Here is a 19,682-nt window from a genome sequence, read left to right on the forward strand (position 1 = left end):
CCCCTGCCGGGAGATCCAACGCCGCGTGCTCGGATAAGGTCAATGGTGTTGGCATAAGGACCGGGGGTGAGGAGGCGGCGGTGGCGAAAGCTGTGGTGCCCGAGGAGAAACGGCGGCGCCGCCGTCCCACCAGGAGCGGCACCGTGCTGTCCGAGCAACTGATTCTCGAGACCGCCCTGCGGATGCTGCGTGAGCACGGCAGCGCGGGACTCACCGCCCGCCGTCTCGGCCTGGCCCTGGACGCCGACCCCAGCACCCTCTACCGGTACTTCCGCGGCATGGACGATCTGACCCTTGCCATCGGCGACGCCCTCATCGGGCAGGCCCTGCAGGGCTGGCGGCCCACGGGGGAGTGGCGGTCGGATCTGCGCGGCCTCGGGTTGCGCATCCACGCCGTATACGTCGGGCATCCGCAGGCGGCACTGCTGACAGCGAACCGGGTCACCGGCCGGGCCCACGAGCTGGCGGCCGACGAGGCCATCCTTGACGTACTTCGCACGGCGGGGTTCCCCTTGCCGGACACGGTACGGATCTACCAGGCCTTCATCGACCAGACCCTGGCCTTCGCCGCGCTCGACGCCGCCTCGCTGGCTCTGCCACGCGAAAGTCTCAGAGCCGACGAGGACATGTGGCGCTCGACGTACGCCCGCCTGCCGCGCACCACACACCCCCGGATCGCCGAGGCGGCGCCCCTCCTGGCGACCCGCATGGTCGACAGCGCCTATCCCACCGCCCTGGAGATGCTGCTGGACGGCGCCGCAGCGCAGTGGGAGGCACTGCGCGCCCGGCGATAGAGGATCGTCCGGAGAGGATCGTCCGGGGCCTTCCTGGCACCCCCAGGCTCCCGACCGTGCGGCCCAACCACCGTGCCGGAGCTGCGGGTTGAATGACGTGACGGGTCTGGTCCGTGGGTGGTCCGGATCTTGGTGGCGGATCACATCGCGTGGGGCGGGGCGAGTTCGGTCCTACCGACCCGCCGGCGCGGAGAGAGGACGGTTCCTCCGGCTCCCCGCCGACCGGCGGCACCGTCACCGGGACCACCTGCCTGTACGCGGTCTACGACCCGGTCGAGCGATGCTGCACGCCGGCCTCCGCCGGCCACTACCCGCCCGCGGTGGTGCACCCCGACGGCCGTCGAGTTCCCGCGCCCGCGTGGCTGGGGGAACTCGATGGCATGCGCCATCGGATCACGGCCAACCGCGCGGACCTGGTCGCCCATCTCCGCGCGCTCGGCCACGAGGAGCAGGCGACGTCGCTCGTACGGCAGAAGGGCATGTTCTCGATGCTGCCGCTCATGCCGGACCAGATGCGCCGGCTGCGCGGGCAGTTCGGCATCTACGGCACGAACTCGGGGCGCATCAACATCGCGGGTGTCTCCGGGCACCGGATCCCATACCTGGCGCAGGGCATCGCCGCCGTCCTTGAGACGCCCCCTGGGGTGCCGGGCGGCACAGCAGGGCGGCCGAGGAGGGACGGGTGCCGAACCGGGTGGTGGAGGCGGTGCCGGCCGCGTACTCGGTGGGCAGGCGCTGACCCTTGGTAGTGGGCGCCGCCGGTCGCACCGACCGGGCGACTTCGCATCCTGTCGCCCCGACTCTGCTTTCAGCAGGTCGGAGGCCGGTCTCTCATCCGTGAGAGGGAGGCCTCCCGTGCGTCCGGGGCTGCTGCAGCCGGGCCGCGAGCTCCCCCGGCAGGACGTCCCGGTTTGCCGGAGTGAGCTGGACGACCTCGATGTCGGTGCGCCGCTTGAGGGCGTCGGTGAACGGATCGCGGTGCGTGTGGACCGTGGCGACGACGTCGACCTCTGTGACGAACAGCGCGTCGACCGCGTGCCGGAACGCCGTGCACGCCAGTTCCATCCGCCCCAGCTCGTCGATGAGCACCAGCCGCCCTGTTGCCTCCTCGGTTGCTGCCGACCGAAGCGACGGCAGCGCCAGTCCTTCCATGACGCCCAGGTCGACGCCGTATTTCCCTACCCGTGGCGGACCGGGCAGGTCGACATGGGCGAGCACCTCCCGCCGGCCTGCCAGGGTCTCCAGGGCGAAACCGACGCGGGCGCCGGATTGCCGGATCTCCTCCGTAGTGAAGCCGGTGGCCGCGTGAGTGGGCAGCAGCGCGGCCAGTCGACGGAGGGCGGTCGTCTTGCCCGAGCCAGGGCGGCCCTCGAGCAGGATCCTTGTCGGCACACTGCCATCTTCACCCCCGCTTCCGGAGGCGGCCCGGGTGGGCTCGGCCGAACGGGGGATTTGGGGTGCGGACCGGTGCCGGTGCCGCCGTTGCGGGTATGGCGGCGCGCATGAGCGGAATTGAACTCAGCAGCACCGCGTTCGACGACAAAACGGTGATCCCTCGTCGGTACAGCGGGGAGGGTGAGAACATCTCACCGCCCCTGACCTGGTCGGGGGTGCCCCACGAGGCCACGGAGCTGGTGCTCCTGTGCGAGGACCCGGACGCGCCGGGGACGACCTTCCTGCACTGGCTGGTGACCGGCATCGATCCGAGGACCACCGGGGCGGCGGAGGGCCAGAAGCCTCAGGGGGGCCTGCCGTGGCCCAACGGCTTCGGCCGCGTGGGCTGGGGAGGGCCGATGCCTCCAGCGGGGCACGGGCCGCACCGCTACTTCTTCCGCCTGTACGCCCTGTTCGAGCCGCTGCCGCTGCACGACCACCCGGGCGCCGAAGACGTGCACCGTGCCCTGAAGGGCAGGGAGCTGGCCTCCGGCACCCTGGTCGGGACCTATCAGCGCTGACGCGTCACCGCTGCTCGTAGCCATGGGCGCCGTACAGCCGGACGAACCGGGCCGCGATGACCGTCCTGCGGTGCACCAGGCCACGGGCCCGCCGCTCGTACAGCTCGACGCGCTCCTGCCCGCCCTGCCCGATCGGCTGGACGAGCCGGCCACCGGTGCGGAGCTGATCCACGAGCGGCTCAGGCACTCGCGGGAAGGCGGCGCAGACGATGACGGCGTCGTACGGGGCACGGGTCGGCATCCCGAGGGTCCCGTCGCCGAGTACGACCTCGGCATTGCCGACGCCCTGCCCGGCCAGCCGCAGGCGGGCCTCGTCGACCAGGTCGGGCCAGCGCTCGATGCTGACGACGTACGCGGCCAAGCGGGCCAGCAGCGCGGTCTGCCAGCCGTATCCGGTCCCGACCTCCAGGACCTGTTCGTCTCCGGTGAGGCCGAGAGCGGAGACCATCATGGCGATCAGCGAGGGCTGGGTGGTCACCTGGCCGTGGGGGAGCGGAACGGGCGTGTCCCGGTACGCGGATGCCACCTCGTCCGCGGGGACGAAATCCGCCCGGGGGATGCTCCGTACGGCCTCCAGGAGACGGTCGTCGGTCACGCCCACGGCGTGGGCCGCGCGGACCAGGTCCTCGGGGGTCCCTTCATGGCCCATCGGACCGCGGGGCCGCGTCCCAGCCGATGGGTTCGTAGTGGTCCGAGCCGGGCCGCTTGGCCATCGGCTCGGTGAGCCGGCCCTGCTGGTTGAGCCACCGGGCGGATCGTTCGGCCAGCTCGGAGACCGAGTGCTCCCGGAAGAACCCGGCCGTGATCCGTCGTGACGTCACCTTGTCGCTCACGTGCTTGGCGCCGCTCTCGCAGTACTCGTTGCGGTGCCGGTGAGCGGGGTCCGGTTCCGGCCAGGCGCAGCCCGGGCAGTCGAAGCCCTTGGGCTGCTTGAGGTTGAGCAGCGTCAGCGCCGTACGGCGGACCGTCGTCTGTTCCAGGGAGTACCGCAGCGCGTTGGCCACCGCCGGCACGCCTGCCGCCCAGGTCTTGGGCGGGGTGATCGAGACGTCCGTCTCCTCCGCGCCGCTCCTGCTCCTGTCCATGTGCCCCATCCGCCGCTCATCCGCCGCGCTGCCGCTCCAGCCCAGTGTCGGCACGTTCCGCGCGCGGCGCGATCCGGGGCGGTCGGGCGCACGGGGCGACCCGTGATCCGGGGGGCGCAGCGCGCCGGCGTCAGGACGGGGTCCCCGGGTCGGTGTACCGCAGCAGGGCGCCCACGCCCTCGTGCAGCCTCAGCTCGCTCTCCGGTACGACGACCAGCTCGGCACCGGTGCCGACGAGGGCCCGGACGAGGGCCTCGTCGGCGCGTTCCTCGCGCGGGGCCCGCACGCCGAAGGACATCAGCTCCGCCTCGGTCAGGGCGAGCTGGGTGGGCTGGGAGCCCACCCAGAGCCGCAGCGAAGACCCTGGCGGCCGGTTCAGCAGCAGTGCCGCGACCTGGCCGCGCTGGAGGGCGGCGACGGTGGCGGCCAGCCCCTCCGTCATGGGTCCGTCCAGGGCACGTCGGCCGATGAAGATGTCCACGAGTTCCCGGTCGTGCGCGGCCATGCGGCCGCGGAAGACGCTGTCGAGCTGCGGCTCCAAGAGGGCGCGTCCGGTGTCGGTGGGGGTCCGGCCGCCCACGCGTACGACCTTGTCCCGCAGGGTGTGCGGCAGGCGGCGGATCAGTACGTTGCACGCCCACTCGTCCCCGCCCACGACGACGGCGTCGGCATGGGCGCGCCGCGCCCGTTCGTCCAGCCGGTGGCCGAGCCGGAGGGAGGTACGATGCCAGGTCGCCACCGCGACCCTGCGGTGCAGCCGCTCACCCGGGGTGACGGTGGACGCGGGCCAGGTGCCGGTCTCCGCCTCCAGAGTTACCCAGCCGTGGGTCTCGGCGGTCGGAAGGCCGCCGTAGTGGACGACTACGGCCATGTAGGGGATCTCCGGAACGTGCTGGGTGACCAGGGGCATCGCGTCCGGCAGGGTGCTGTAGCGCGCGGAGTCGTGTTCGGGCGGCCTGGGCAGCTCCCCGTCCAGGACGAGCGTGCCGTGGGCGGCGAAGATGGCCTGACCGTGCACCCCCGGCACCTCTGTGTCGGCGCCGACCACCTCCTCCAGTACGTTCAGCAGCGCCCGGTCCGAGCCCTGACGGGACAGACTCTCGCGCAGCCGCCGCCAGCGCAGGGCGATCGCTCGCTCGGGATGCTCGACGTCTCGGGAGGTGTCCAGGTACACGGAGGCGAACGGGCCCGGCTCCGCGTAGAGGGGTTCAAGGAACGACAACCTCATCGCCACTCCTCGTCGATGGTCTCCCCTCCTTTGATGATGCGCGCCCCGGGGGCGATGGGGCTTGCCGAGCGCAAAGCGGTGCGGAACGCGGGGCGGTCAGGCGCCGGCCGGCAGCAGCCGGCCCATCGTGAGCATGGTGGCGGTGACCAGGCCGACCAGCATCGCCAAGCTGCGGGCCGGGACAGCAGGCCGCTGAGCAGCCGGGCTCCGTAGCCGAGGGTGGTGAACCAGGTCAGGCCGGGCAGGTCGGTGGAAGGCTCTTCGCCCCACCCCGGTCGGCAGCTGGGGCAGATCTTGTCGTCGAAGGCGAAGACGGACTCGCCGTGCCCGTTGTGAGGTACAGCCGGCGTATTGGCACGTGCGCAAACGGAGGGAATCACCGTGGCTGAAGGCGTAACTGGTCCATGGATGGTCCGGATCTTGGTCCGATAGGCGCTGACGCGTGGGCGCGGCGAGAGCGGCGGATGGGTGGGCTTTGCCGGCTGGGGCGGGAGCCAAGACCAGGCCTGCACCAGCGGGCGTGCAGCGGCCCTCCGAACTCAGAGCCCGGTGACTTTGGCGCTCGCCGACAGCTCGTAGACCAGGGTGACCGTACGGCGGCTGCCGGGCGGGAGGGTGACGTCCCAGCGGGCGATGCCCTCGGCGTCGACCACGTCGGGCGCCGGGGAGCATGAATCCTTGTGCAGGCGTATCTCCACCGCCGAGACCTCGGAGACCGGGATCCGCTCCCGAAGGACGACCACCCGCTCGTCGTGCTCCCCGGGGGCGGAGAACCGGGACAGGTGCAGCCGGACCGTGCGGGTGACCACGGTCCGCTGGGTGATACCGGCGGAGTCGCGGGACTCCTCGGCATGCCGGACCACCCTGTAGTCGTCGCAGCTGCCGAAGGCCAGCTCAACGGGGGCGCCGGGGGCAGTGAGGTCCAGCGTGCCGCGGCCGCTGAATCCGCTGCCGCGGACCAGGTCCACGGGCCCGGCGAGCAGCGCGTGGCCGGACACGTTGTCGAACCGCACCACCTGGGTGACCAGGGGGGACAACTCCGGTGAGCAGGCGTACTCACTGGGCGCGGCCGTGGTGAATGCGGAGAGCAGCACTCGGTGGGCGCGGCCGTCACCGGGCACCGAGACCGGCGCGGGGGATCTCAACACCCGCGCCTCGCCGCCGTCGTCCACCCCCGGCAGCCCGAGCACCGGGGCCGGGCCGAGGGCTCCGATCTCCTCCTCGCGCAGCTCGACGTCGACCGTGCGGCGCTCCGCTGCGGAGCGGTCCTTGAGCGTCAGCCGGTCCTCGCCCAGCCGTGGCGGATCGGTGGCCAGCGCCGAGCGGGCCGTCGACAATGTCAGCCGTACGTCCGACCAGTCCTCACCGGTGCGCTGCCAGACCATCGCGTCGGTCTCCAGTGTCAGGGAGTCCCCGCCGAGCACGGCCCGGTAGGCGGGCCGCCACAGCGCACACGGGGTGAGGTGGCTCAGGCGCAGCCCGACCGGCCCGGCGACCGCGGTCTCCACGGTCAACTCGATATGGCCGATCAGCTCGGCGGACTCCTCCTCGGAGAGACGCATGGCCCGCTGGGCTTCTCCGAGTTCGACAGCGAGGGCGGCCAGCCGGGCCTCCACGGTGCGGAGTTGTTCGCCGTGCACGTCGCGTTCGTCGTCCACCCGGTCCAGTTCGCGGGCCCAGCGGGGCCGTTCGGTCTCCCCGGAGCCGGCGCCTTCGCCGATCTCCCGCAGCAGATCGGCGGCGAGGCGGCCGAGCAGGTCAAGGCGGGCATGCAGCCGGTCGCGTCGCCGCCCCAGGGCCAGCCGCTCCTCTTCGAGGGTGTGTACGCGGTGGCGCAGGGCGGAGTCGTCGTCGGTGGACGGCAGCGGCCCGCGCGGCTCCCAGCTGCGGACGATCCGCACGTCGAGCGCGGTCGCGGGGTGATCGGCGGTCAGCTCGGCATGGAGAGTCCGGTCGACGGCCAGCGCACTGACCGGCCCGAGACGCAGCCGCTGGACCCCGGCCTCCAGGTCGAGCACGACGGCGCGCTCGATGTGGGCGCGATCCTCGAGGCACGTGACGGCAGTGACGGGGAGGGCGATCGGCTTCGGGGCCGTGGACATGGGGTGTGTCAGCTCCTGCGGTTGCCGCCGACCAGGGCCTTGCCGGTCGGGATGCGGATCTCGTAGCCGCCGTCGAAGGCGGCAGTGGCGCCTGCGGGCAGGTCCAGTCGCCAGACGCGGGTGCCCGGCGCATGTCGATCGGGCCCCGTGCCTTCCTCGGGTACGGTCCAGTCCGCCCGTTCCTCGATCCGGACGTCCGGTTCGGAGGTGACCGGCACCCGCTCGCGGACTTCCACGGTGACGGGCCTCGCGAGCAGGTTGGCCAGCTCCACGTGGACGCGGTGGTCGAGCACCGTGGTGTTGTTGCGCAGACCCGAGGTCGACTCGTGCAGGTTCGTACGGTGGGTGACCCGGATGACCTCGGCCGGCCCGAGCCCCACCCGGCGGACACCGCCGGGGGCAAGCGTGGGCAGTGCGGCGGTCAGTAGGAAGTCGTCGTCGACGGTGACCTCCACCGGGCCGGCCAGCAGTGCCTGGTCGGTGGCGTTGGAGAGCACCAACGTCGCGTACACGGTCTGCTCAACGGACGGCACGCAGAGGTACTCGGTACGCAGGCCGACCGGGATCTCGCCGACGGTGACGGTGTGCCAGGTGCCGTCCGACGGAATGTCGGCGCGGGCGGTGGCATCGAAGCGGTGGTCGAAGGAAGCCGCCGACTCGCGGGGCCGTACGGCCTGTCCGGGCAACGGCAGCGCGGCCACCGCTTCGGCGCGGCGGCGGTACTCGGCCGCCACCGGGTCGAAGGGAGACTCGGGAAACAGCCGGCCTCTGCGACCGCCCTGCTCGTCGGGGCCGCACAGGACAAGGGCGGCATAGTCGAGCTCGGCGCCGCTCGGCTGCGGCGGACCGGCTACCGGTGCCGGAGGGGGTGGCGGCGCAGCCCGGCCAGGAGCCGCGGGCGCCATGGCGGCGGGGGCACCCGCGAAGGACCTGCCGCCGGTACGCGACCCGTCGCCCGGTCGCGACCCGGCCGGCTGCGCGAGGGCGGGCATCCCGCCGCCGAAGACTTCCGGGGGAGCGCCGTCTGCGCCGCCGGGCACCGGGACTGCGGCCGGCGGACCGCCGTAGCTTTGCGGTGCCGGCGGCGGTGGCGGAACGGGACCGGACGCGGAGCCGCCCGCGACACCCATGGGCGCGGAGCCGGCCCGGACAGCCGCGGGTGCGGCGGCCGTGGCCGGGCCGGGGCCTGCCGCGTCGTACCCGCAGAACAGGTCGACGAGCCCGGCCGGGGGCTCGCGCCAGCCGGAAGGCGCGGGGGCGGGCTGACTGCGTCCGATCCGGATCGAGCGGAGCCTCGGCAGGTCGGTGCGGCGTCGAAGATCGGCGGTGGCCAGGGCTATGCGCACGCCGGTCCAGTCCTCGCCGGTCCGCTGGGCGACCGAGGCGCGCAGCACCAGGCAGCCGCTGCCGTCGCCCTGACAGTAAGTGAGACGGTAGGCCGGCACCCAGACGGCGCCCGGCACCCCGTATTCCAGCTCCAGCTCCACCTCCGCACCACCGGTGCCGTCGAGGGTCAGGACCGCGCAGACCGTGGTCTCCACGTGCGCTGACGGCGCGTCGGTGGAGGCGCGGGCGAGCCTGTCGGCGGCGACGGTGAGCTCGTGCTCGACGTTGCGCAGTGACTCCTCCAACTCGACGAGGCGGTTGTGCAGTCCCGCCAGCCGCTCGTCGACGAAGTCGGCGAGCTCCAGCCAGGCGTCGACCGGGGTGCGGCGGTGCGGGTCCTCGCGCCTGCGGGCAGGTGGGACCGGGTGGAGAGCCCTGACCTCCTCGATCAGGCTCAACTGTCGGTCCCGGCGTCCCTGCGCCGCCGCGTACTCGTCGCTCAGCCGCTCGACCTCGCGCCGCAACTCGTCGGGTGTGCCCGTGCCGAGCGGCTCGGCCTCGACTTCCACCCGGGCCTCGGTGACGCGCACCCCGGGGGCGCCCAGGACACGGGTCCGCAGCGAGCCCGGGTCCAGCGAGCGGGGCAGTCCCGTCACCCGCACCCGCCCGTCAGGCGACACGCTGCCCCGGGCCAGGCGTCGGCAGACCGCGCCCTGCGCGTACACCACGACCGAATCGAGGGTCGACCCCCACCTCTGTGTTGACTCAGCCGTCATGTGCTCCGCCCCCCGCCGCGTCCATGCTGAGCGAAGCCTACGCCCGAGCGGTCTACGCGTCCGCGTCGAATCAGGAGGATGGCGCCCAGGACCACACGCCCTGTTGGCTGAGCAGCCGTTTCACGCCCTCCTACAGGAGGCGGGGGGCATTCATCGCAGTGCTGCGGACGGCCTGTTCCAGCCTGTCCTGGGGTGGATCTGAGATGACGTCCGACCGTTGGACGGGCCTGGACGACGCCGGATCCGAGGAGAGTCACCATGAGGGCCCCGGCCAGTGCGGTAACCACGGCGGATGCGAGGTTCTGGGCCGCAGTGCTGGAGAGTGCTCTATCCGGTGGCCTCTCCTCTCCCGACGTCCCCAGCCACCGACGCCTCACCGTACGCGAGTTCGCTTGCCAGGAGCGCGGCGCCCACGACCCCCGCGCGGGGGCCGAGTTCGGACATGACGATCGGCAGATTGCCGGTGGCCAGGGGAAGTGAGCGTTTGTACACGACGCTGCGGATCTCGGCGAGCAGGGGATAGCCGAGCCCGGTCAGACCGCCGCCGATCACGATCATCGACGGGTTCATGAAGCTGACCAGCGTGGCGAGGACCTGCCCGACCCGGTGGCCGCCGGCCCGGACCAGGTTGACGCTCGTGCTGTCGCCGCCGTCCGCGCACTCCGCGACATCCAGGGCGGTCAATACCCCCCGCTCGGCGAGCCGTTCGGCAAGGGCGGGCGACTGGCCGGACTTCGCGGCCTCCGTGGCGTCCCTGGACAGAGCCACCCCGCCGAAGTACGCCTCCAGGCAGCCGGTGTTCCCGCAGGAGCAGACAGGCCCGTCCGCCTCGGCCTCGACTTGGACGTGTCCGATGTCGCCGGCGCACCCCTCCGCGCCCCGGTAGATACGGCCGTGGTGCTGCATGCCGGAGCCTATACCGCTGCCGATCTTCACGAAAAGGAGATGGTCGACGGTCCTCGCGACTCCGCTGTGCTGCTCCCCGAGGGACATCACGTTGACGTCGTTGTCGACCACGACGGGGCAGCCATGCGCGCGGGCGAGGGTGTCGCGTACCGGAAAGCGGTTCCAGCCCACCATGATCGGCGGCGAGACGGGTACGCCCTCCCGGAAGCTGACCGGCCCCGGCAGGCCGATGCCGATTGCGTCGAGCCGCGTGTAGTGCCCCTGGTCGGCCATCGCGCGCAGGAGTTCACTGACGCGCCCGAGCACGGCGACCGGTCCGGAGCGGATGTCTGCCGGTTCGGAACAGGAGGCCACCGGTGTGAGCGCGCCGTCGGTGATCTCGATGTCGACGGAGCTGGCGCCCAGATCGACGGCGGCGAAGCGCACACCGGGGTCGAGCTGGACGAGGGTGGAGCGCCGCCCGCCGCGCGACGCGGCGGGGCCCGCCTCACGGACCCGCCCGGCGGCGACCATGCGGTCGAGTTCGCCGAGCAGCCGCGGGCGCGGGACCTCCAGCCGGTCCGCGAGTTGGGCGCGGGACAACGGGCCGTTGTCACGCAGTAGACTCAACACGCGGTACTGGATGTTCACGGACTCACTTCCTCTGGACGCCCTTGGACAGCTTTCGGGAGTTGTCGCGGGGGCGGTACGGGGCCGGGCACCGTATCGCCCGGCAGGGCTCGAGCTCGCGGGGCCGCAGGGGCGCGGGCGGCTTCCGGCAACTTTTTCACAGAACGCCGAAAGTTGCCGCATCGTTGACGGAGCTCCCCCCGGCGGGGCCCCCACCGCCCGGAAGCAGGCCCCTGTCACAGAGTCCGGGCACAGAACTGCCCCGCCGGTGACAGCGGGGCAGCTGCGTCCGTCCCGGCGTCAGCCGGTGGCCCCTCCCTTCAGCGCCCGCGCGCTCCGTGCCAGGGCCGCGCCCGCCGCGCTGTCCGGCACCAGGGCGGTGTCGGACGTGTAGCCGGCGAACGATTCCAGCACGGCCGTGGCCTGACTGGTGCGGCCCGCGTCGGCGTGCGCCTCGGCCTGGGCGAGCCGTACAGTCAGCCGCTGCTGTCCCTGCGCCGTGATCAGGCCGTCGGCCCGCAGTTGGGTGATCAGCGCGCGGATGTCCGCGTAGGAGGTACGGGTCGTGAAGGCCACCGTCTTCGTGCTGGTGTTGCCGGCCTGGTCCCGGGCCCTGACCGTGAGGTCATGGTTCCCGAGCGGCAGCCGCCACAGCTCCAGCGCCTGGCCGGAGGTGACGGACTTGCCGTCCAGCGTGGCCGTCACGGTGGCCCCGCCGGACACCGCGTCCTGTGCCGAGAAGACCGGCGTCGGGCGCTTGGAGTCCCCGTAGACGCCGTCGGCGTCGAGACCGTTCACCGCCACCGTGGGACCGGTGCGGTCGATCCGTACGGTGAGCGAACCCACCTCGGAGACGTTGCCGCCGTTGTCGGTCGCCCGGTAACGGACGTTCGTGGCACCCTCATTGGACAGGGTGACGGCCGCGTTGGCCGACTGCCACGTCGTCCCGCCGTCGACCGAGTACTGACGGCTGGCGACCGTCCCGTTGTCGGTCGCCGAGACCGCGAGCGACACGTTGCTGGTGTACCAGCCGTCGTCACCGTTGGGTCGGGGCGGGTTGAGCGTGGCGTTGACCTTGGGCGCGGTCTTGTCCGCGACGCCCGCACCCTGGAAGGTCATCGAGTCCAGCTCGACACCGCCGGAGCTGGTGACGAAGACCTCACTGCTCCCCGAAGGGGCGTTCGGAAGCGAGGTGGTGATGGACTGCCAGCCCTCTTCGGCCGGAACCGACACGGTGGCGAACGGCTCGGCGTCGGCCGCGCCCCAGCGCAGCGCCAGGGTGCCGGCGCCACTGGCACGGGTCTTCACCCCGGTGATCCCGGCGAACGACACCGGGTCGTACGCGATCCAGTCACCCGCGTCGAAGGAGGTCAGCTTGCGCTGTCCGGACGCCGTGGTGTCGTCCGTGATCGTGACGCCCTCCGCCGAGTCGTAGTGCTCGGCCTGCATGACGGCCGGGTTGAGCACCACCTGGGCGTCACCGGTCGCCGGTGGAACGCCGCCCGCGCCCTTGTCGGTGTAGGTGATCCCAAGGACGCCGAAGACGTTCTCGGTGTCACCGTGTCCCGCGTCGGTCGGGGTCGCGACGCCGCCCGTGCAGCCGGTGCCGCTGTTGACCGGGTGCCCGTGCTGATTGTGCCCGAGACCGAAGGTCCAGGCGGCCTTGGCGCAGTCCGGCGTGGTGCCGTCCTCCGGGTCCTCGACGGCTATGCCGTACGGCACGGCGTCGCCCCAGTTGAAGAACCCGCCGTCGGGCGGCGAGGTGATCCGTACCGTCGGCGCCGTGTTGCCCACCGTGATCTGACGGCTCGACAGGCCGAACTTGCCCTGCGGGTCGGAGACCTTCAGCCGGGCCTGGAACTGCCCGTTCTCCGGATACGTACGGCTGGCCGTGGGCCCGGTGGCGTCGAAGGTGCCGTCGCCGTCGAGGTCCCACTGGTAGGTGAGGTCGCCGTTCTCCGGGTCACTGGAGCCGGTGGCGCTGAACGAGACCTCCAGCGGGGCCTGGCCGGACGTCTTGTCGGCCTTGATCACGGCGGTGGGTGCCTTGTTGCCCTCGGCGTAGTCGATCCGGTAGAGACCCGCGTCGGGATTCTGCCGGAAGAAGCCGTCGCCGTAGTCGAGGACGTAGAGCGCGCCGTCCGGGCCGAACTCCAGGTCCATCGGGTTGTCCCACTGCGGGATGCCGTTCTGCGAACGCTCGCTGTTGGGCAGGACGTTCTCCAGCTTGCTCACGGGACCGTCCGGCCCGTCGAGCGTGAACGCGGCGACGTAGTCCTGGGAGAACTCCGCGAAGAACGCCTTGCCGTCCCAGTACTCGGGGAACTTGCCCGGTGAGGGGTTGTCCGCGTCGTAGTGGTAGACCGGACCGCCCATCGGGGCCTGACCGCCGGGACCGCCGGGACCGCGGAAGGCGGTCAGCTCGGGCCACGGCTGGTCGGTGTCCCGGTCGCCGTACCAGAGCGTGGCCGGCACAGGCGCGGGCAGCTCGGTCAGGCCGGTGTTCCAGCGGGAGTCGTTGACCGGCGCCGCGCAGTCGAAGGCGGGGCCGGGCGTGAGGGTGGCGAAGTCGAAGTCCCGGTAGGGCTTGCTGTTGTCACCCGTGCAGAACGGCCAGCCGCTGTTCATGGCCTTGGTCGTGGTCTGCCACTCGACGTATCCCATCGGCCCGCGGTTCGGGTCGGCGGTACCGGCGTCGGGTCCGTAGTCGCCCCACATCACGGCGTCGGTCTCGCGGTCCACAGCCAGCCGGAAGGGATTGCGCAGGCCCATCACGAAGATCTCGGGACGGGTCTTGGCCGTGCCAGGCTCGAAGAGGTTCCCCTCCGGGATGGTGTAACTGCCGTCCTCCTGGACGTCGATCCGCAGGATCTTGCCCCGCAGGTCGTTGGTGTTGCCCGAGCCGCGGCGCTCGTCGAGCCCCGGGTTGTAGCCGGCCGCGTCGTTGATCGGCGTGTAGCCGTTGACGTTCGGGCCCGACGCCGGGGTGTTGCCGCCGGTCGCGAGGTAGAGGTTCCCCTCCCCGTCGAAGTCCACGTCACCGGCGACGTGGCAGCACTGGCCGCGGGTGGTGTCGACCCGGATGATCTCCTGCGCGGTGGAGAGGTCGAGCTTGTCGCCGGTCCACTTGAATCGGGTGAGGGTGTCGTACCCCTCCCACTGCTTCCAGTACGAGTCGTTCTGCCCAGCGGGCAGTTGGAGCGGGGCGGAGCCGGCCGGGGTGTTCAGCGGCGGCGAGTAGTACAGGTAGACCCACTTGTTGGTGGCGAAGTCCGGGTCGAGCGTGACTGTCTGCAACCCCATCTCGGAGTTCTGGTACACGTCGACGTGGTTGACGACCTTCGTGACACCGGTGCCGGGGTCGGTGAGCCGCACGTCGCCGTTCCGGGCGGTGTGCAGAACGCGGTTGTCGGGCAGTACGGCGAGATCGATCGGCTCGCCGGTGTCCTTCGTCAGAGTGACTTTCTCGTAGTTGGACCAGTCCAGGGCGTGTTCGTGGCCCGGGTGCGCCTGGGCGGCGGGCGCGAGGGCCATACCGCCCAGCGCGGGCAGTGCCACGAGCAGGACCCCCGTGATCAGGCGTCTCAGGGTGCGGTGCACGGTGATGCGTCTCCTCGATCGCTGGCGGTAAGGAGCGGACACGGAGGCGCCCCCGCGCGGAGGCGCCTCTCTTCTTCGGGGCCCTCTCAGCCGAGGAGCCCCTTGAGCGCCGTGAAGCTGCGCTCCGCCGCGCCGAGCGAACCCGGCGGATTGGGCTGGGTGTTGGGGGCGGTGTCCTGCTCCCAGATGCCGATGTGTGAGGCGCGCGGCCCGATGTCGCGGACGAACCTCTCGTACGGAAGGTCACCGGCACCGAACTCGACTATGTCGAAGCCGTTGGCGTTCGCTGCGTTGGCGTCGCCGTCCTTCATGTGGAACAGCGGGTAGCGGTAGGGCTGGTTGCGCACGTACGCGGCGGGGTCGAATCCGGGCCAGCGGTACTGGCCCACGTACGCCCAGTAGATGTCCAGCTCCAGATAGACATGGCGCGGGTCGGTGTTCTTGAGGAACACGTCGTACAGCCGGACCGACGGCTGGTCGGTGGCGAACGCGAACTCGCCTGCGTAGTTGTGCTGGTAGAGCTTCAGGCCACGCGCGGTCGCCGCGGCGCCCCAGACGTTGAACTCGTCGGCGGCGGCGCGGTAGCCCGCGACGGTGTTGACGTTCGAGGGCGCGTTGGCGGTGCCCACGTGCGGCATCCCGAGGATCTGCGCGGCGTCCAGCTCGGCCTGGAGGTTGGTGCGCAGATTGCCGATGCCGACGTGGCTGCCGACGGCGCGCAGTCCGTGGTTGTCGAGCAGCTTGCGGATCTCCGGGAGAGTGATCTGCCGGCCCAGGATGGAGGTGGACTGGGTGTATCCGGCGAACTCGATCTCCTTGTAGCCGATCCGGGCCAGTTCGGGAAGGACGACAGCGAAGCCGAGCGCACTGACCTTGTCGCGGATGCTGTAGAGCTGGATGCCGATGCGGTCCTTGGGGATGGACAGACTGCTCGGCGCGGCGGCGGCGGAGGTTGCGGCGGCCCCGGTGACAGAGGCGGCGGCGATGGCCACGGTGGTGCCGGCGGTGGCGCGCAGGAAGTCCCTACGGTCGAAGGACTTGTGAATATGACTCACGGTCACTCCTGGGGAATGAGGAGAAGAAGGTACGGATCGGGGCGCGCGGCCGGGCTGCCGCTCGGCAGTGCGCGCCGCGATGGCGGATCCACGGACTCCGGAACACAGCGGAACGAGCGTGGGTGGGTGGGTGGTTGGTTGGCGACGGGAGGGGAACCGCCGCGCGGTGCGGAGGTTCGCGACGGGGGCGGCCGCCGTCACCTGCCGGTGTCGCCGCGTGTACCGCTGACTGTGCCGCTCGGCGTCAGAGGCGGGACTTGCCCGCCTCGTGGGCGTCGGCCCGCGCCGCGGCGGCGCGGGCGGCGGCCTTCCCGGCGAGGTCGGCAGCACGGTCCTGGGGCGCCGCCTCCTTGGCCGAGCGGGAGGACGACGCGCCGGCGGCGGCGGTCTCTCCGGTGACGGCGCCCCGGATTCGCGCCAACTCGCCCACGACCAGGACGGGGTCGTTGCCGGTCGCGGTGAGCCCGCCGCGTACGATCGCGTTGTCGAGTACGGCCTTCGCGGTGTTGTCGGTGACCGCCAGGTTGCCGCCGAAGTACGAGGCGCCCGCGCAGGATCCGATCAGGCCCTCGCCGCCGAGCTGGAGGTTGTCGGCGTTGCCCGCGTACTTCGCGGCGCCGTACACCTCGCTGGCGCAGAACACGCCGCCGAGGGTGTTCCCGTTGACGGTGAGCGCTCCCTTGACGGTGGTGTCGTACACGTCGCTGTACTGGTTTCCGTGACCCGTCAGCGAGCCGTTGAGGGTGCTGCCGGAGACGTACAGCTCGCCGGCCTCGGTGCGGACGTTCCCGCCGAGCGTCGAGTCGACCACGTAGACGAATCCCTCGGTGGCGTCGACCTCCTTGAGGTTGCTCTTGTCCAGGTGCGCGCCGAAGGCGGAATTGGTGGTCAGCGCGCCCTTGACGGTGGTGTCGGTGAGGTCGAGATAGGCGTTCTCCTCGACGGTGACCGCGCCGTTGAAGGTGGCGCCCGCCGCCACGAGGTCGGCTCCGGCCTCGACCGTCACCGTGCCCTTGACTTTTGTGCCGGTGAGGGTGCAGGACTTCCCGGCCGGTACGACCAGGTCGTTGCTGACGGTCACGGCCCCGCCGTCACCGACACAGGTGGTGTAGAGCGCGGCCTGGGCGGAGCCGGAGAGAGCCACCAGGCTCCCGGATGTCACCAGTGAGGCCGTGGCGATGAACGTAAGAATCTTCATGTCGCTTCCCTTCCGCTGCGGTCACGGCAGAGTCGGTGACCCGGCCGGTTTCCCCGTGTTTCGACGGGGTGCTGAAACGGTGCGTGAGCGACGACCGCTGTGACAGCGATCGCGCGGTGCCTCGCGACGGGCGGTGGCCCGGCCATGGGGGGAGAGACGTGGAAAGACTCGTGAGGTGAAGTGCGTTCGAGGGAACGCCGATCGGCTGCGGTGTTACCGGGACGAAACGCATGTCTCGGTGGGCCGAGAGATTAGGGCGCCGCGTGGGGGACTGTCCAGAGGTTCGGTACGAATCTCCGAAACTTTCTAATGATTCATCAAAAGGTGTGAGGTGCCGCGGAAAAGGAGACGGAACATCCAGGGCGTCGGCGCCAACGGCGCGGCTGTGTCACCGCGTTCGCAGCCGCGAAGGGGATGGGGGGGCTCAACGGCTCGGCGCAAGTAACGCGCCTCGACGGCAGTCGAGTTGAGTCGTCGGGGAAGTGCGACCGGGCCTGCTCGGTCGCCGCGGCCGGGCAGTCGCAGCAGAGGGGGGCGAGGCCGGGGAAGTCGCAGCCGGTGATGTCGTTCAGGTACGGCGCGTACGGGACGGCCGGTCGGGGGTCACGAGGTTCCGGGCGGTCGCAGGTAGTTCTCTCCACCCGGCAGGAGCACGATGTCGGCGACACTGGCGGTCAGGTTGACTGCCGCGGATCCGCCCAGACGATGCGGGTGCGAGCTGCCGCGGCATCGGCATGGGCACCGCCGCGCACCAGTACCCGGCGCCCCGTCAGCGGCTCGTCCAAGGTGCTGACCGAGTTCCGGTTGACGCGGAGCGGAGACGGATGCGCCGGGGGAGAGTGTGGGGAGGACGAGTGCCTACGGGGCGGCTGCGGCAGAGGCTGTGGTGGACACGCCCCGCATGCTGCGTGCTCTGGACGCGGAAGCCCTGCGCGGACGGGTTTGAACATGACCGAGCGCTGTTACGGCACATAGGGCGCGTGCAGGCCGGCGCCAGGGGCCTGCGTCAGGGGGACAGCCCTTCTGCCGTGGTGCGGTCCCGTTGTTCGGCGGGCGACACGTAGACGGAGAGGCCTGCGTCCCCGCGCAGCGGTGGCAGGGAGTCGGGCCGCCAGGCACGGGCGTAGGCGGGTGGCTTGTGCCCGGGAGCCACGATCACCGCGACAGGTGTGCGACGCGCTGCCGCGCGCAGGCCGTCGGTTGTGATGCTCGCGTCGTGGCCGCCGATCTGTCGCGACGCGCAGCCGGCGTAGTAGCCGATCGGCACCGCGTCGAAACCGGTGACCACGCAGGGCGGGCCTACTCCCAGAAGGTGCAGCTGGTCGGCGATCGCCGTGTACTCCTGCCGCGCCACGCGGCTGCGGGCGACGACATGGCCGAGTACCCAGTACTGGACGGCGAAGTGACCGGCCAGGGCGAACGCGAGCAACACGGCGACCGTCGGCCGCCATGCGGGGCGGGCGGAGGTGAACAGGCCGCGCAGGCACTCGGCGACGGGAATCGCCAGCAGGGCGTAGGTGGGAAGCAGGAACCGGGGGGCCGCGTAGTCGATCATGAACAGGTAGGGCGTCGCCATGGACGCCGCGACCAGGGTCGCGAGGACGGCGGCAGAGCGGCGCGCGCGGGCGGCGAGGATGCCGCCCGCCGTGAGCAGCGGCAGCGCGAACCACCACGCCGCGGTGACCGGGTGTTTCCAGGGCACGTCGCACGGGCGGCACAGGGTCCGCCCGTCCAGGGCTCGAATCTGATCGTCAATGGCGAGATGCCGGCCCAGCCCGCCCTGAATCTCGCTGGCACGGTGCAACCTGGCGGCAACGCCGCCGTAGTGCAGGTGGGCTTCGATGATCCACGGTGCGGTGCCGAGGAGAAGGGCGACCACGAGCACCACCAGCACGGCCGGACGTCGCCAGCCCGGGACCGCCAGTGCTGCCACGGCCAGAGGCAGGACCAGGTAGCAGGCGTCCGGCGGCCGCATGAGGGCGACCAGGATCACGCCGGCGGCGAGGCCGACGAGCGCCATTCCGTCCGTCCTGTCCCTGACGGCTCGTAGGAAGCAGCCCACGGCGGCCAGCGACCCCAGGGCGCACCACAGGTTGGGCATCGCCATCGGGCCGTAGTACAGGGTGATCCACAGCCCGGCGAACATCGCGCCCGCGCCGGCGAGAACCCCGGGTGGCAGGAGACGACGCCAGACCCACAAGGCGAGGAAGAGTCCGCCTGCGGAGCACAGCGCCAGATACGCGTGCAGCGCAGCAGTGGAGGAGGTCAACGCGGCCACGGGCGCGACCAGATACGAAATTCCCCGGGCCCGGGGCGCACTGAAGAACGCGGCGGGGACATCCCGGCTGACCTGGCTGACGTAGACGGTCTCGTCCCAGCCGAGTCCCGAGCCGGGCACCACCAGCACCAACTGGACGAGAGCAAAAGCGGCGGCGACGGCCGCCAGCCAGGGAAGCGGGCGGCCGTACGCGTCGTCGGCACCGGAGAGCCGCATCTGCGTCACTCGCGGGCCGACGGCCAGTCGGTCGGGCATGGATCAGTCCTCCACAGCACTGGGCAGCAGGCCGGCTCTGGGCGCAACTCTGCAAGTACCGGGCAAAAATGGTCAATTTCGATCGGCCATGTGGAGCACACGCGCTGCCAGGCGTGCGGAGGAGGGCGGCGAACAGCAGGCGGCTCACCCAGTGGTCACGGGGGCATCATCTGTCACGGACCGGATGTTCGCGGGGACGGCGCCGGCTGTGAGAGGAGTCGCCGACGTTCAGGGTTCCGCCAACCGCCTATGGAGAGCGCCGGTCGGGCGAACGGAGTCATGGCGTCGAGGGCGACGAGGCGAGGCGCGTCCTCCCGTGCGGCGGCAGGCCCCGCACATCGCCGACGGGGCGGGCCCGACGCACCCGCGCGGCCCCAGCCGACATGTCGGGGCCCGGTCGGCCGATCAGGTGCCGATACCGCGATTCTGCGTAATCCCTTCGAGTAATGCGTTGCCCGTAAAGGGCGAACCGGAACAATAAGGGGCGGGTGGCGGAAGGGAGACCGACGGGAGAG

13 protein-coding genes and 2 pseudogenes are annotated in these 19,682 nt (G+C 71.4%); 3 read left to right on the forward strand and 12 right to left on the reverse strand.

The features are described from left to right. Nucleotides 1-80: 80 nt before the first annotated feature. Both ABZV38_RS29370 and ABZV38_RS29375 read left to right on the forward strand, forming a co-directional pair. The gene (locus ABZV38_RS29370) at nt 81-794 is read left to right on the forward strand and encodes a helix-turn-helix domain-containing protein (protein WP_030979718.1); all 714 of its coding nucleotides are present in this window, start codon (nt 81-83) and stop codon (nt 792-794) included. A 149-nt stretch (nt 795-943) separates the two neighbouring features. Beyond that, complete coding sequence (locus ABZV38_RS29375) at nt 944-1,543, forward strand: aminotransferase class I/II-fold pyridoxal phosphate-dependent enzyme (RefSeq protein WP_356331465.1); 600 nt, start codon at nt 944-946, stop codon at nt 1,541-1,543. 82 nt (nt 1,544-1,625) lie between these two features. On the opposite strand, the gene ABZV38_RS29380 is transcribed toward ABZV38_RS29375, so the two are convergent. After that, entirely contained in the window at nt 1,626-2,186 is a 561-nt protein-coding gene (locus tag ABZV38_RS29380; RefSeq protein WP_356331466.1) for a nucleoside-triphosphatase, read from the reverse strand. 110 nt (nt 2,187-2,296) lie between these two features. On the opposite strand from ABZV38_RS29380, the gene ABZV38_RS29385 reads away from it, so the two are divergent. After that, nucleotides 2,297-2,749 (forward strand): YbhB/YbcL family Raf kinase inhibitor-like protein, encoded by a 453-nt coding sequence (locus ABZV38_RS29385; RefSeq protein WP_356331467.1) that lies wholly within the window; start codon nt 2,297-2,299, stop codon nt 2,747-2,749. 4 nt (nt 2,750-2,753) lie between these two features. Here the strand turns inward: ABZV38_RS29385 and ABZV38_RS29390 are convergent, their stop codons facing one another. The 11 genes and pseudogenes from ABZV38_RS29390 to ABZV38_RS29440 all read right to left on the reverse strand — a co-directional run bounded on the left by ABZV38_RS29390 (nt 2,754) and on the right by ABZV38_RS29440 (nt 19,128). Further along, nucleotides 2,754-3,398, reverse strand: coding sequence for a protein-L-isoaspartate(D-aspartate) O-methyltransferase (locus tag ABZV38_RS29390; RefSeq protein ID WP_356331468.1), 645 nt, complete (start codon nt 3,396-3,398; stop codon nt 2,754-2,756). A gap of 10 nt (nt 3,399-3,408) precedes the next feature. Next, nucleotides 3,409-3,834 (reverse strand): annotated as a pseudogene (locus tag ABZV38_RS29395) (hypothetical protein); the annotation flags it as partial. Nucleotides 3,835-3,964: 130 nt separating this feature from the next. Continuing rightward, nucleotides 3,965-5,062 carry a hypothetical protein gene (locus tag ABZV38_RS29400; protein WP_356331469.1) on the reverse strand — a complete coding sequence of 366 codons (1,098 nt, stop codon included), beginning with the start codon at nt 5,060-5,062 and terminating at the stop codon, nt 3,965-3,967. Between the two features lie 96 nt (nt 5,063-5,158). Then, a pseudogene (locus ABZV38_RS29405) lies at nt 5,159-5,298 on the reverse strand (amino acid transporter); the annotation flags it as partial. 303 nt (nt 5,299-5,601) lie between these two features. Next, a complete protein-coding gene (locus ABZV38_RS29410; protein ID WP_356331470.1) occupies nt 5,602-7,164 on the reverse strand; it encodes a DUF4139 domain-containing protein in 1,563 nt (520 codons plus the stop codon). An 8-nt stretch (nt 7,165-7,172) separates the two neighbouring features. After that, complete coding sequence (locus ABZV38_RS29415) at nt 7,173-9,266, reverse strand: DUF4139 domain-containing protein (protein ID WP_356331471.1); 2,094 nt, start codon at nt 9,264-9,266, stop codon at nt 7,173-7,175. Between the two features lie 327 nt (nt 9,267-9,593). Next, on the reverse strand, nt 9,594-10,802 hold the full coding sequence (locus tag ABZV38_RS29420) for an ROK family transcriptional regulator (protein ID WP_356331472.1): 1,209 nt from the start codon (nt 10,800-10,802) through the stop codon (nt 9,594-9,596). A gap of 279 nt (nt 10,803-11,081) precedes the next feature. Beyond that, a complete protein-coding gene (locus tag ABZV38_RS29425) occupies nt 11,082-14,381 on the reverse strand; it encodes a PQQ-dependent sugar dehydrogenase (RefSeq protein ID WP_356331473.1) in 3,300 nt (1,099 codons plus the stop codon). 86 nt (nt 14,382-14,467) lie between these two features. Continuing rightward, nucleotides 14,468-15,436, reverse strand: coding sequence for a sugar phosphate isomerase/epimerase (locus ABZV38_RS29430; protein WP_356331474.1), 969 nt, complete (start codon nt 15,434-15,436; stop codon nt 14,468-14,470). A 244-nt stretch (nt 15,437-15,680) separates the two neighbouring features. After that, the gene (locus ABZV38_RS29435; protein WP_356331475.1) at nt 15,681-16,634 is read right to left on the reverse strand and encodes a hypothetical protein; all 954 of its coding nucleotides are present in this window, start codon (nt 16,632-16,634) and stop codon (nt 15,681-15,683) included. A gap of 1,006 nt (nt 16,635-17,640) precedes the next feature. Continuing rightward, nucleotides 17,641-19,128 (reverse strand): hypothetical protein, encoded by a 1,488-nt coding sequence (locus tag ABZV38_RS29440; protein WP_356331482.1) that lies wholly within the window; start codon nt 19,126-19,128, stop codon nt 17,641-17,643. Nucleotides 19,129-19,682 lie beyond the last annotated feature (554 nt).

Origin of the sequence: Streptomyces sp. NPDC005181 (genome assembly GCF_040608395.1) — a bacterium.
Lineage (GTDB): Bacteria > Actinomycetota > Actinomycetes > Streptomycetales > Streptomycetaceae > Streptomyces.

What these genes read in the sequence shown, in the direction of transcription:
- ABZV38_RS29385 (WP_356331467.1), top strand. Translation starts at nt 2,297, where the DNA reads ATGAGCGGAATTGAACTCAGCAGCACCGCGTTCGACGACAAAACGGTG.
- ABZV38_RS29390 (WP_356331468.1), bottom strand. Translation starts at nt 3,398, where the DNA reads ATGGGCCATGAAGGGACCCCCGAGGACCTGGTCCGCGCGGCCCACGCC.
- ABZV38_RS29400 (WP_356331469.1), bottom strand. Translation starts at nt 5,062, where the DNA reads ATGAGGTTGTCGTTCCTTGAACCCCTCTACGCGGAGCCGGGCCCGTTC.
- ABZV38_RS29410 (WP_356331470.1), bottom strand. Translation starts at nt 7,164, where the DNA reads ATGTCCACGGCCCCGAAGCCGATCGCCCTCCCCGTCACTGCCGTCACG.
- ABZV38_RS29415 (WP_356331471.1), bottom strand. Translation starts at nt 9,266, where the DNA reads ATGACGGCTGAGTCAACACAGAGGTGGGGGTCGACCCTCGATTCGGTC.
- ABZV38_RS29435 (WP_356331475.1), bottom strand. Translation starts at nt 16,634, where the DNA reads ATGAAGATTCTTACGTTCATCGCCACGGCCTCACTGGTGACATCCGGG.
- ABZV38_RS29440 (WP_356331482.1), bottom strand. Translation starts at nt 19,128, where the DNA reads ATGCGGCTCTCCGGTGCCGACGACGCGTACGGCCGCCCGCTTCCCTGG.